Source organism: Blastococcus sp. TML/C7B, assembly GCF_016612845.1.
Classification (GTDB): domain Bacteria; phylum Actinomycetota; class Actinomycetes; order Mycobacteriales; family Geodermatophilaceae; genus Blastococcus.
Genome location: NZ_JAEOAA010000002.1, coordinates 309,978 through 321,934 on the forward strand (window position 1 = coordinate 309,978; position 11,957 = coordinate 321,934).

At 74.4% G+C, this 11,957-nt stretch carries 15 protein-coding genes; all 15 read left to right on the forward strand.

Annotated features, from left to right (window positions below; genetic code table 11):
- The 15 genes from JKP76_RS14435 to JKP76_RS14495 all read left to right on the forward strand — a co-directional run bounded on the left by JKP76_RS14435 (position 1) and on the right by JKP76_RS14495 (position 11,727).
- Positions 1-672: a hypothetical protein gene (locus tag JKP76_RS14435; protein WP_040339419.1), complete on the forward strand. Its 672-nt coding sequence runs from the start codon at positions 1-3 to the stop codon at positions 670-672.
- Positions 666-1,607 carry a hypothetical protein gene (locus JKP76_RS14440; protein WP_051515983.1) on the forward strand — a complete coding sequence of 314 codons (942 nt, stop codon included), beginning with the start codon at positions 666-668 and terminating at the stop codon, positions 1,605-1,607. The genes JKP76_RS14435 and JKP76_RS14440 overlap by 7 nt, the downstream gene beginning before the upstream one ends.
- Positions 1,607-2,293 (forward strand): SAF domain-containing protein, encoded by a 687-nt coding sequence (locus tag JKP76_RS14445; RefSeq protein WP_224499416.1) that lies wholly within the window; start codon positions 1,607-1,609, stop codon positions 2,291-2,293. Before JKP76_RS14440 ends, JKP76_RS14445 begins: the two co-directional genes overlap by 1 nt.
- A 22-nt stretch (positions 2,294-2,315) precedes the next feature.
- A complete protein-coding gene (locus tag JKP76_RS14450) occupies positions 2,316-3,113 on the forward strand; it encodes a hypothetical protein (RefSeq protein ID WP_207147024.1) in 798 nt (265 codons plus the stop codon).
- Positions 3,103-4,503 (forward strand): CpaF family protein, encoded by a 1,401-nt coding sequence (locus JKP76_RS14455; RefSeq protein ID WP_040339418.1) that lies wholly within the window; start codon positions 3,103-3,105, stop codon positions 4,501-4,503. Before JKP76_RS14450 ends, JKP76_RS14455 begins: the two co-directional genes overlap by 11 nt.
- Positions 4,500-5,405 carry a type II secretion system F family protein gene (locus JKP76_RS14460; protein ID WP_200491653.1) on the forward strand — a complete coding sequence of 302 codons (906 nt, stop codon included), beginning with the start codon at positions 4,500-4,502 and terminating at the stop codon, positions 5,403-5,405. The genes JKP76_RS14455 and JKP76_RS14460 overlap by 4 nt, the downstream gene beginning before the upstream one ends.
- Positions 5,402-6,316 (forward strand): type II secretion system F family protein, encoded by a 915-nt coding sequence (locus JKP76_RS14465; RefSeq protein ID WP_040339416.1) that lies wholly within the window; start codon positions 5,402-5,404, stop codon positions 6,314-6,316. Before JKP76_RS14460 ends, JKP76_RS14465 begins: the two co-directional genes overlap by 4 nt.
- A gap of 40 nt (positions 6,317-6,356) precedes the next feature.
- A complete protein-coding gene (locus JKP76_RS14470) occupies positions 6,357-6,542 on the forward strand; it encodes a hypothetical protein (protein ID WP_224499417.1) in 186 nt (61 codons plus the stop codon).
- 85 nt (positions 6,543-6,627) lie between these two features.
- Positions 6,628-7,014: a TadE/TadG family type IV pilus assembly protein gene (locus JKP76_RS14475; protein WP_309229719.1), complete on the forward strand. Its 387-nt coding sequence runs from the start codon at positions 6,628-6,630 to the stop codon at positions 7,012-7,014.
- The gene (locus tag JKP76_RS14480) at positions 7,011-7,436 is read left to right on the forward strand and encodes a TadE/TadG family type IV pilus assembly protein (protein WP_040339414.1); all 426 of its coding nucleotides are present in this window, start codon (positions 7,011-7,013) and stop codon (positions 7,434-7,436) included. Before JKP76_RS14475 ends, JKP76_RS14480 begins: the two co-directional genes overlap by 4 nt.
- Positions 7,433-7,873, forward strand: coding sequence for a hypothetical protein (locus tag JKP76_RS14485; RefSeq protein WP_200491654.1), 441 nt, complete (start codon positions 7,433-7,435; stop codon positions 7,871-7,873). The genes JKP76_RS14480 and JKP76_RS14485 overlap by 4 nt, the downstream gene beginning before the upstream one ends.
- Positions 7,870-9,210 carry a LysM domain-containing protein gene (locus JKP76_RS21220; RefSeq protein WP_242471950.1) on the forward strand — a complete coding sequence of 447 codons (1,341 nt, stop codon included), beginning with the start codon at positions 7,870-7,872 and terminating at the stop codon, positions 9,208-9,210. The genes JKP76_RS14485 and JKP76_RS21220 overlap by 4 nt, the downstream gene beginning before the upstream one ends.
- Positions 9,211-9,500: 290 nt before the next feature.
- Positions 9,501-10,019: a hypothetical protein gene (locus tag JKP76_RS21225; protein ID WP_242471951.1), complete on the forward strand. Its 519-nt coding sequence runs from the start codon at positions 9,501-9,503 to the stop codon at positions 10,017-10,019.
- 623 nt (positions 10,020-10,642) lie between these two features.
- Positions 10,643-11,101 (forward strand): hypothetical protein, encoded by a 459-nt coding sequence (locus JKP76_RS21230; protein ID WP_242471952.1) that lies wholly within the window; start codon positions 10,643-10,645, stop codon positions 11,099-11,101.
- A 146-nt stretch (positions 11,102-11,247) separates the two neighbouring features.
- The gene (locus JKP76_RS14495; RefSeq protein WP_200491655.1) at positions 11,248-11,727 is read left to right on the forward strand and encodes a hypothetical protein; all 480 of its coding nucleotides are present in this window, start codon (positions 11,248-11,250) and stop codon (positions 11,725-11,727) included.
- The last annotated feature ends 230 nt before the right edge of the window (positions 11,728-11,957 follow it).

Genomic DNA, 11,957 nt, shown 5'->3' on the forward strand with positions numbered 1-11,957 from the left:
ATGGCGGCTGGCCTCGGCGCGGTCCTGGAGACTGGACCGGCGAGCTCGCCGGCCGCGCTGCACGGCACCGCTTCGCGGGCGGTCGATGGGGTACGGGGCCGCATCGTCGCTCTCGCGTCGGTGCTGGCACTCGCCGCATGCGGAACGGACGGGGAAGCCACGGAGCAGACCTCGCCCCAGGCATCGGCCTCCGAGACCAGTGCGGCGTCCACCAGCTCGGGCCCGTCGATGAACCCTGACGAGGCGGCGGCCGCCGACGCGGCGATGGCCGTCTACCGGGATGTGACTCGGCTGGTCCAGGATGCGCGCCGCGACCCGACGCAGGACTGGCTGCCGGCCTACGCGCAGCTGACCGCAGACCCCTATCGGTCCGCCGAGCTGCTCGAGATCTCGGCTCTCCGGGATCGCGGTATCGCCCACACCGGCGAGGTGATCCACACGCCCGACGTCTTCGCTGTCGACCTTGCTGGTGGCACAGACGGAACCCTCCGCACAGTCACGATCCAGGACTGCGTCGACACCCGAGACTTCCCGGCCACGGTCAAGGCCACTGGTGACGTCGTGAGCGTCGATCGACCGCCGCACGTCGCCGTTGCCACGGTTGTCTTCTACCCGCCACCCGAGGACCGCTGGTTGGTCGCCACCGTCGACGTGCAGGACGAGACGTGCTGACCCATTCCTGGGCGCGTGCGGCCGCCGGCGTCCTGGCGACCGTCCTCCTCCAGGTCCCGGCCGCGGTCGCCACCGCCGCGCCCCAGGAGATCTGCCTGCCCTCCGGCTTCTGCTACATCGAGGACATCCGGCCGGCCGTGCCCAGTTCGCCCTCCACCGTCCCCGCCCGGGCTGCGGCGCCGGCACCGTCCGAGTGCACCTCGTCGAACGGTGCTGCGGTGCCCTGCTACCAGGACAACCTTGGCTGGTATGAGTCATCCAGCGGCTGCTACCTCAAGCTGATGGACCCCCAACCCCCTCCCGGCTCGCCGCTGTGGGAAGGGCATACGCCAGGGGACGGCGGTGCCCTCTACATCGCCAACTGCGGTGCGGCGGACGGCGGCTCGCTCGGTTCCACGGCCACCGGGATCGCCTGGCGTCGCGGGCCACCGGCCGCAGTCATCGACCCCGAGGTCCTCGCACAGCGCGCCATCGCCGCCATGCAACTGCAGCCGCCGCTACTGCGCACCGCACCCCCGCAGGCGTCGGCCAGCGGACTGGTCGGCCTCCCGATGTGGATGTGGACCGATCGCGCGGAGAACGTCTCCGGACCCATCACGCGCTCCGCTACCGAAGGGCCGGTCGCCGTCGAAGCGACCGGCGTGGTCTCCCGCATCGCCTGGGACATGGGCGACGGGACCACCGTCACCTGCGGCCTCGGAACGCCTCACTCCCCGGGTGCCGACGGCCCCTCCCCGGACTGCGGCCACACCTATGACCGCGCATCGGCCAACCACGTGCCCGGCGGCGGACCGTGGCCGATCACCGCTACGACCACGTGGACGGTCACCTGGTCCGGTGGAGGTCGCACCGGCACCGAAACGGTGCAGCTGTCCTCGACCGGCGAGCTCTTCGTCGGCGAGCTCCACGTGCTCAACCAGGCCGAGGAGCGCTGATGGCCAGGATGCGGACAGCCCCCACCGACGACGTCGTCGAGGGCAACGGCTGGGTGCCCCCACCACTGCCCCAGGCTCCGGTGCTCCCGCCACCACGACGCCGCCGGCGCCCCGCCCTGCTGGCCCTGGCGGTCGCCATGGTCGTGCTCGGTGCACTCGGTGCCGCCTACCTCGCCACCTCGCTCGGCCAGACGACGTCGGTGATCGCCGTCGCTCAGCCGGTCGCCTGGGGGCAGACGATCACCGCTGCCGATCTCGTGGAGGCACGCATCGCCGCCGACCCGGCCCTGTCCCCGGTCCCGTACACCGACCGCGAGCGGGTCATCGGCCGAACAGCAACAGCAGACCTCCTACCCGGAACACTCCTCACCCGCGACGCGACCACCGATCAGCGGCTTCCTCCGCCCGGTCAACAACTCGTCGGCATCGGACTGCCGGCCGTGCAGCTTCCGGGCACGCCGCTGCGACCGGGGGACGACGTGCTGCTGGTGCCTCTGCCGACCGAAGGTCAGGCGGCACCCACCGCTTCTTCGGTCACCGTGGCGGCCACCGTCGTCCGCGCAGGGGAGCCGGGCACGGACGGGCGGCGTGTCGTCGACGTCCTCGTCGACGAAGCCGACGGCCCAGACGTGGCAGCCCGCGCAGCCGCCGGGCTGGTCGCTCTCGTCGTGGTCGCAGGGGAGTAGGCGACCCACCGTGCTGATCGCGATGACCTCGGCCAAGGGAGCCCCCGGCGTGACCACCGCCGCGCTCGCCCTCGCCCTGTCCTGGCCCCGCCGCACGGTGCTCGCCGAGCTCGATCCGGCCGGCGGCGACGTCCTGGCCGGCTACGGCCGCGGCGAAGTCTCCGCAGGCGGGCTGGCCGAGCTGGAGCTGGCGGCGCGGCGTGGCGGACCGGCACGGCACCTGGAGGCGCACCTGCTGCAACTGGACGCCGGCGCGCGGGTGCGGCTGCTGCCCGGTCTGACCGACCCCATCGGCGCGCGGCACGTGGACTGGCACCGCCTGGCCGGGGCGCTCGCCGCGATCGACGGCGGCACGACGGACGCGCTGGCCGACTGCGGCCGGCTCGGCGCCGAGCACTTCCCCCGGGACGCCGTCCGGCGGGCGGCCGCCGTGATCGTCGTGTCCCGGTCGTCGCTGCGCGCCGTGCGCGCCGCGACCCACGCGGTCGCCGCGTTGAAGGCCGAGTCAGCATCGGGGGCGGGTGTCTGTGCGCTCGCCGCGGTCGTCGTCGCAGCAGGGGAGCCCTACGGCGAGCGCGAGATCGGCGACGCTCTCGGCATCCCGGTCCTCGGCGCGCTGCCCCGCGACGACAAGGCAGCGTCGGTGCTCAGCGACGGCGTACCGGCCGGTCGCTCCTTCCACCAATCGGCGCTGCTGAGAGGGGCGCGGGAGGTCGCCGCCCGCGTCGCAGAGTTCGCCGCCCGGCACGAGGCCATACTCAGCCCGCCGGCCCAGGTCCCCGCACCGGTGCACCCGATCGGACACGAGCATGTCCGCTGAGCAGCTCGACCTGGGGCGGTCCCTGCCCGCCGTCAGGCCGCAGGTCGACTGGCCGTTGGTGCGCCGACTGCACGAGACGACGGCGACCGCGCTCGCCGAGGAGCTCAAGCGACGTCCTTCCCTGGGTTCGGCCGCGGAGCAGGAGCTGGCTCGCACGCTCATCCAGGACGGCATGGACGCGCTGGTCCGAGAGCGCATGCGCGCGGGGCAGGCGGTGCCGTCCCCGGACGAGGAGCTGGCGATCGCCGAGGCCGTGTTCGCCGCCCAGTTCGGGCTGGGCCGGCTGCAGCCCTACGTCGACGATGCGCAGGTCGAGAACATCGAGGCGCACGGCTTCGACAACGTGTGGATCGGCTACGCCGACGGCCGCGACGTCCGCGTCGACGCGATCGCCGACTCCGACGAGGACCTGGTCCGGCAGCTGCAGCACATCGCCGCCCGGCTGGGCCGCGCCGAGCGCACGCTGACCACGGCCAGCCCGCTGCTGACCATGCGCCTCCCTGACGGCTCCCGGCTGGCCGCGGTGATCGAGACCGTGCCCCGCCCGCAGCTTGTGATCCGGCGGCACCGGATCCGCGACGTCGACCTCGACGACATGGTGGGGCTGCGCGCGATCGACCAGCCGCTGGCCGAGTTCCTGCGCGCTGCGGTGCGGGCCCGGAAGAACATCGTGGTCACCGGCGGACAGGGCGCCGGCAAGACCCTGCTGCTGCGGGCGCTGGCCAACGAACTCCCGATCGAGGAGAACCTGGCCACGATCGAGAAGCACTTCGAACTGCTGCTGCACGAGCTGCCCGACCGCCACCCTCGGGTGGTGCCGTTCGAGGCGCGCGAGGGCACCGGCGAGCGCGGCCCGGACGGACGTCGCCTCGGGGAGGTGACCCTGACCGAACTCGTCGAGCACGCCCTGGTGATGAACGTCAGCCGGGTGTGGCTGGGCGAGGTCCGCGGCGAGGAGGCCTGGCCGCTGATCGAGGTCATGGAGGCCGGCGAGGGTGGTTCGGCCTGCACCCTGCACGCCCGGTCGGCCCACCACGCCTTCGAACGACTGGCCAACCTGTGCATGCGCGGCCGGGGCTCGGTCACCCCCGAGCACGCCTACCGGTCCTGCGCCTCGGCGATCGACCTCATCGTGCACATCACCACGGTTGACGAGCGGTGGATCGGCGGGCAGCGGCACCGCTTCGTCAGCCAGGTCGTGGAGTGCAACGGCATGGGGGAGGGCGGGCGACCGGCGGTCACGGAGGTCTTCGCCGCCGGGCCGGATGGGCGGGCGACGCCCGCGCACGATCCGGTCGACCTGGCCGACTACGTGCGGGTCGGCTTCGATCCCGGCTGGCTCCGCCCCGGCCAGGAGCACTGGGCAAGCGCCACCGGGGGACGGCGGTGACCGGCGTGGTGCTGCTGGCCGGCGTGTGCGGCGCGCTGGTGGTCGGTGGCCCCCTCCTCGCCGCGCATGCGCTCACCGCCGATAAGCGGCCGGCGCGGCCTCCTCGCCGACGCCGCCCGGCGGCGTGGGCCGACGGGCCTACGACGCGCCGGCAGCGAGCGCTGTGGGCGGCGGGTGCAGCAGCGGCCGCTGTCGTGTGGCTGGCTTCGGGGTGGCCGGTCGGCGGGGTCCTGGCCGGGCTCGCGGTAGTCGGGGTGCCGTGGCTGCTGACGCAGTTCTCCGCCGGGAATGCGGCGGTGGAGCGGCTCGAGGCGTTGCAGGAGTGGGTGCGGCGCACCTCCGATGTCCTGGCCGCCGGCGGAGGGCTGGAGCAGACGCTGATCCGCTCGGCGCGAACCGCACCGGAGCCGATCCAGGTCGAGGTCGCGACGTTGGCTGCCCGGCTGCAGGCGCGCTGGTCCACGTCCCGTGCGCTGCTGGCCTTCGCCGACGACCTGGACGACGCCGCCGGTGATCTGGTGGTCGCCGCCCTGCTGCTCGGTGCGGAGCTGCGCGGTCCGGGGCTGGCCCGGGTGCTGACCGAGCTGGCGCACAGCCTCACCGAGGAGGTCACCATGCGCCGCAAGGTGGAGGCCGACCGCGCCAAGCCCCGGGCCAACGCGCGCTGGCTGTTGCTCATCACCGTCGCCGCCGCCGGGCTGGCCGCCCTGAACGGGGACTACCTGGCTCCCTACGGCACCGCGCTCGGGCAGCTGGTGCTGGCCGTCATCGCCGCCTTGATGGTCGGTTGCCTGCTGTGGATGCGCCGGCTCACGGCGGCGGCGCCGACGGTCCGCTTCCTCGTCGACCCGACGACGCGCGGCGGGGCGGCACGGGACCCGGAGGAGGTGCCGGCCCGGTGAGCGCGGCGCAGGTACTCCTCATCGGTTGCGGCGCAGCCGTCGGGCTGGGGCTGTTCCTGCTGCTACGGACCGCGCTCGTGATCGAGCAGCCGCGGCTGTCCGACGCGCTGGCCCGGTTGGACGGGCGCGCCCCGATCGGTTCCGTGCGACCTGTCGGGGAGGTGGGAGACCGCTGGGCGCAGGCGGCAGGACGGACCGGGTCGTGGGCCGCCGCTCGGCTGCCCACGACCGGTCTGCAGGCGCCGGGATCGGCGTTGGCGCTGATCGGCTGGACGCCGGCGGGGTACGCCGTCCGCAAGATCGGCATGGCTCTGTTCGGCGCGGCGTTTGTGCCGCTGCTCACGGCCGTCCTCGGCATCGTCGGCGTCCACCTGCCGGTCGTGGTTCCGGTGGCCGGATCGCTAGCGCTGGCCGTTGGCCTGTTCCTCGTCGTCGACCTGGTCGTGCGGGACCAGGCCGCCGAGGCGCGCGGCCAGATGCGCCGGGCGCTCTGCTCCTACCTCGACCTGGTCAGCCTCCGCCGGGACGCCAGCGAGGGCCCCACCATGGCTCTGGAGCGTGCCGCCGCGATCGGCGACGGCTGGGTGTTCGGCCGCATCAGCGACGCGTTGGTCACGGCCCGGCTCGCAGGCGACCCACCGTGGGAGGGGTTGCGCCGGCTGGCCGCGGATTCTGGTGTCGGGGAGCTGGCCGACGTCGCCGACATCGCGGCGGTTGCCGCCCAGGAGGGCGCGTCGATCGCCCCGACGCTCCGGGCCCGTGCGCAGTCCCTGCGCGTCCAGCTGCTGGCCGACGAAGAGGCGGCGGCCAACACCGCCAGCGAGAAGCTCACCGCCCCGGTGGCGCTGCTGTCGATCGCCTTCCTGCTGCTCTTCCTCTATCCCGCCCTGGCCCGACTGATGGCCACCTGACCGCCATGCCCCTCAGAAGGAGAGTCCGATGATGCCGCTGATGACCACCCTGACCATCCTCGCCGCAGCACTGCGCGACCGGCTCCGCGATCTGCGGGGCGAGCCGGAACGCGGCTCGCTGTCGGTGGAGCAGGTGATCATCACGGTGGCTCTGATCGGCATCGCCGTCGCGCTGGTCGCGATCATCGCCAACGCGGTCACCTCCCGCTCAGCCGAGATCCAGTAGCCCGCCCGTGGCCCGCTCCGCCAGCTCACGCGGCCCCACACCGCTGTCCCGGCTGTGCCACGTCCGTGGCCGCCGGACCAGCGGCGTGGCGCGCCGGCAGCTGTCAGGGGAACGCGGCGCGGCGTCGGTGGAACTGGCGGTCACGTTCCCCGTCGTGCTCCTGCTGGTCATGACGTTGATCCAGGCGGCCCTGTGGTTCTACGCCCGCTCGGTCGCCCTGGGCGCGGCCCAGGAAGGCGCCCGCGAGGGTCGGGTGCAGCCCGCGTCGACCGCACGCGCCCAGTCGGCGGCCGAAGGCTTCCTCGACCAGACCGCGGAGGATCTGCTCACCGGCCGGGACGTGACCGTGGCGGGCTCCCCGAGCAGCATCGAAGTGACCGTGACGGGCACGTCGATCAGCCTCTTCCCCGGCCTGTCCGGGTGGGCGGTCACCCAGAGCGCCGTTGGCCCCGTGGAACGGCCCACGCCATGAACGGACGGGCGGGGGATCAGGGCTCGGTGTCGGTCGAGCTGGCGTTGCTGACCCCGGCGCTGCTGTTGCTGCTGTCGTTCGCCGTCGTGGCCGGACGTACCCAGGTCGCTGAGGGCGCCGTCGCCGAGGCCGCCCGCGCGGCCGCCCGGGAGGCATCACTTGCCCGGGACGACGTCACCGCCGCCGCACTGGCCAGAGCCCAGGCGGACCGCACCCTGGCCGCCCAGGACCTGCGCTGCCAGAGCACGAGCGTCGACATCGACACCACCGGCTTCCAGACTCCGCCCGGCCAGCCCGGCGACGTCACCGTGTCGATCACCTGCGTCGTCGGCATGGCGGACCTGCTCGCGCCGGGCCTGCCCGGATCGGTCACCGTCGAGGCGTCCTTCACCAGCCCCGTCGACGCCTACCGCGAACGATGACCAGCCAGCGACGCCGTCAGCAGTCGGACGCCGAGCGCGGCGCGATCGGCGTCTTCCTCGTCGTCCTCGTCCCCGGGCTGCTGCTCATCATCGGCCTGGCCGTCGACGGCGGCGCCAAGGTGGCCGCCACCCAGCGCGCCAACGCCATCGCCGACGAAGCCGCCCGGGCCGGCGGACAGGCGCTCGACGTCGCCGCTGCCCTCAGCGGGCAGGTCCGCGTGGATCCGGCCGCTGCGGTCGCCGCCGCGCAGGACTACCTCGACCGCAACGACGTGGCCGGGGCGGTGACCGTCGTCGACGGCGACACCCTGCAGGTGACCACCACGATCTCCGAGCCCACGACCTTCCTCGGCCTGATCGGGATCTCCACGCTCACCGTGGAGGGCACCGGCACCGCCGACCTGATCACCGACCAGCGCGGGGGAGAGGGCCCATGACCACACCACTGTCGGCGCAGGAGCTGCTGCGCCGGCTGATCGCCGGAGTCCTGCTGGCGGCCGCGGTCGCCGGCGTCCCGGTCGCACTCTGGGAGTTCGGCGGCGCCTACCTGCCCGACGAGCTGCCCTCCTGGGAACAGGTGACCACCGCGCTGAGCCGCCCGGACACCGGCGCGCTCTTCCTCGGCCTGCTCGTGGTCATCGGCTGGGTCGCGTGGGCCTGCTTCGCCCTCTCGGTGGCCGTCGAGCTCGCCAGCCAGCTGCGCGGCCTGCCACCGATGCGACTGCCCGGCCTGGCGGCGCCGCAGCAGATGGCCGGCCTGCTCGTGGCTGCCGTCCTCGGTGTCGGCAGCGGACCGCTGCTGGCCGCTCCCGCCCTGGCCGGCCCCCCGATCGTGGCCGACCAGCCGGTCGGCCACGAGGAGCCGGCGCCAGCCCCTGCACCGCCCGTGGACACCCGGCCGACCGGGCCTGCAGCGGCCGGTCCCACGTACACCGTGGCCCCGCGCGACACCCTGGGTCGCATCGCCGCCCGCTACCTGGGCGACTGGACCCGGTTCGAGGAGATCCTCGAGCTCAACCGCGGCCGGCCCCAGCCCGACGGCGCGCTCCTCACCGACCCGGGGCTGATCCGCCCTGGCTGGACGCTGGTCCTTCCACCGGACGCACGCCTTCCCGAAGCCGGCGCGACCGCCGGCGAGGTGACGGTGCAGCCCGGCGACACCTTGGCCGACCTCGCCGAGCAGCACGGCCTGGAGCACTGGCAACCGATCTTCGACCTCAATGCCGGCGGACCGCTGCCCGGCGGCGGTCGATTCACCGACCCCGACCTGATCCGCCCCGGGCAGGTTCTCGACCTCCCGCCGGCCGCCCCCGCGGCCGCCGCCTCTCCGCCGCCGACCGGTCCGGAGCCCCCGGCCGACGAGCCGGCGCCGGACGAGGACGAGCCGGCTGCCCCAGCGGAGCCCGCCCGGACCCCGGTCGCCTCGCCGACACCGGAAGGCATGCCCGAGCAATCGGAGCAGGCGGCGGTCGACGCCGACGCCGACGGTGGGGATGCCGCCGAGAGTCCGTCGGAGCTGGCGGCCGTGCTCGCCGGCAGCGGGGCGCTGCTCGCCGCAGGTGTGGGCGCCGCCTGGCTGGACGCATCGCCGCCAGCGGCTACGCCGCCGCCGGCCCGGCCGACGGCTGGCCCCCGTTCCGAGGACGCAGTCGGCCACCCAGACGGTCGTGGCATCGGCGGCCGACGAGGGCACGGCCGACTACGCCGCATTGGACCTGGCGCTGCGCGGCCTCGCCGTGCGGATCTCCGCCGATCCGGACGGGCGGCTCCCTGACGTCGTCGCCGCCCGACTCCAGGGCGGCCGGCTCGAGCTGCGTCTGCACGCTCCGGCTGACCGTCCTCCGCCGGAACCGTGGATCGCGGACGACACCGGCCTCCGGTGGTCGGCACGGCTCGACCAGGACACCGGCGTCGATCCCCAGGTGGCCCGCACCCGCCTGGCGCCGTACCCGACTCTGGTCACCATCGGCACCGACACCGCAGGCCGCTGGCTGCTGGACGTGGAACGGCTCGGCGGGGTGTACGTGACCGGACCGGCCGACCGTCGCGAGGACTTCGCCCGGCATGTGGCCGCCGAGCATGGCCGTCAACGGCTGGTCGGACCTGCTCACCGTTACGCCCGTCGGCTTCGGCGACGATCTGGTCGACCTGGCCCCCGGGAGGATCCGCCCGGTCGACAGCGCCGATGATGCCGGCCTGCATGCCGGTCTGGCGGAAGCCGCCGAGTCCGACGACGACGTGCTGGACGGGCGGCTACGGGCCGGAGCCGGAGACGGCTGGATGCCGCAGGTCGTGCTCGCCCCATCCCCGCCGGATCGGGACTGCGCACTGGCCGAGGCCGTCGCCGTCCTGCGGGCCCGCGAGCGACGCGGAACGGTCGCCCTGGTGCTCGGCGCCGAGCCGGAGCAGGTCAGCGACGAGTGGCTGCTTACGCTGACCGACGACGGGTCGCTGCTCGTCCCCGCACTCGGGCTGCGGCTGCCGGCGCCACAGCTCACCGTCCAGCAGGCCCGCGACATCGCCACGCTGCTGGCCTTCGAGCGCGACTCCGAGGACGCCCCGATTCCCGCCGCCGACGGCTGACCGCCCCTGGCAGGTGCACACCGACGCCGCCGGCGCGCTCCACGGCGACCTGACCGGTCCGGACACCGCTGCACCACCGACCTCCGCCCCGTCCCCACGGCTCCGACGGGGCTCCATCACCGAGGCCGTCCCGCACTCGACGCCACCCACGCCGACCGGCGCTCCTACGAGCGCGCGGACGTCGTGGACGACCAGCGGTGCTTCCGACGTTCCGGGGTCTGCAGCGCCGGCCGACGTACGCAGGGAGGTCGAGGACGACCTCGCCCAACTCGACCGCGATCTCGCCGACTGGTGGTCGCCGGACTGCGCGCGGCCGCGGCTGACCCTGCTCGGACCGGTCGCCCTGCGCGCGCACGGTGACGAGGCGGCCGTCGCCAGGTCCGGGTTGCGGCGCCGCTACGAGGAGACGGTCGCCTACCTCGCCACCCGCCCGCACGGAGCCACCGCCGACGAGGCCGCCACCGCGCTGCAGCCGGCCCGCGGCGGCAGGACCGACCCGCGTCAGCGCCCGCGCCTACGTCCACCGGGTCGCCGCGGGCGCTCGCGCCTGGCTGGGCACCGACCCCGCCACCGGTCAGAAGCACCTCAGCTCCGGTCACCGCGGCCGCTACACGCTGACCGGCGTGCTCGTCGACGCCGACCTGTTCCGCCAGCTGCGCGCCCGGGCCGCAGTGCGCGGCGACGGCGGCCTGCCCGACCTGCTGGCCGCTCTGCGGCTGGTGTCCGGCCCGCCGTTCGCCCAACGTCCAGCCGGCTACGAGTGGTTGGACGGCCTGGACCTGACGCTCACCGCAGCCGTCTGCGACGTCGCCCACCAGGTCGTCGCCACGGCACTCGCCGACGGCGACCTGGCCGCCGCCGCAACCGCCTCGGCCACCGCCCTGCTCGTCGCGCCGGACGACGAGCAGGTACTGATCGACGCAATGTGGGTGGCCTTCCACCAGGGGCACCGCGCCGAGGCCGAGACCTACGTCGGGCGCATCGTGGCCGTCCACGACGGTGAGGACGAGATGGACCTGCCCATGAGCACGGCGGAGACCATCAACCGCGCCCGCCGGCAGTTCCTCGACCGCGCGTCGTGAGGCCGCCGCACATACCCCATGACCAGGGAGCGGCCCGCCCACACGGGGCCGCAGCCTGGGGCGTGCGGGGATCCGTCTCCTGGAGATGTCGTACCGGCTGGCCACACTCGCGAGCGGGGGACCTGGGGAGGAAAGGAGTGACGCTGGTGAGCGTGGAGCCGATCGCCGCCGACCTCGATCTCGACGAGGTGGAGGCCGCGCTGCTGCATGCCGCGGTCGGTGACTACGCGGCCGAGGCTGCCGTGCTGCTGCTGGCCAACGACGGGTACTGGCCGGCTCGGCTGTGCGCCGCCGGCTTGGTCACGATCGAAGCCGAGCCGGTCGGCGGTCAGCTGTGGGCGCGCGTCGAATGGCCCGAGCTCGACCCCGCCCTCGCCCAGGGACGCCTGCACGGCAGCCAGGAGGAGCTGGCGGTGCTCCGGGTGGCGGTCAGCCTCGCCGACGGACGACCGGTCGACCTCGCCGACGTGGCGGTGGCGCTGGGCCGCCGTGCGCTCGAGCTGGTGTTGGCCGCGCTGGCCCACGCCGCCGGCAGCCACGATCACCGTGACGCCTCTCCGGCCGGCTCCGGCGCCGGTGCCGGCGTGCGGCTCGGACCGCTGGTCGCCTGGCCGGTGCGGGACTGACCAGCCATGCCCTACCCGTTCCGGCACGCCGTCGGCGCTGCACGGCACATGGACGGCAGGTGACCCCGCCCCATGAGGGGGCCGGACGTGATCCCGCACCCGGACGCCGTTCCGCGCGCGGGTCGACGCTCGTGGCGATGACAGGGCGGACCCGCGTCATCGATTGGACGTGGCACGGTCGCGGGGCTTCGGAGAAGCGGCCCGAGCAAGACGAAACCCCGGCGATGTGG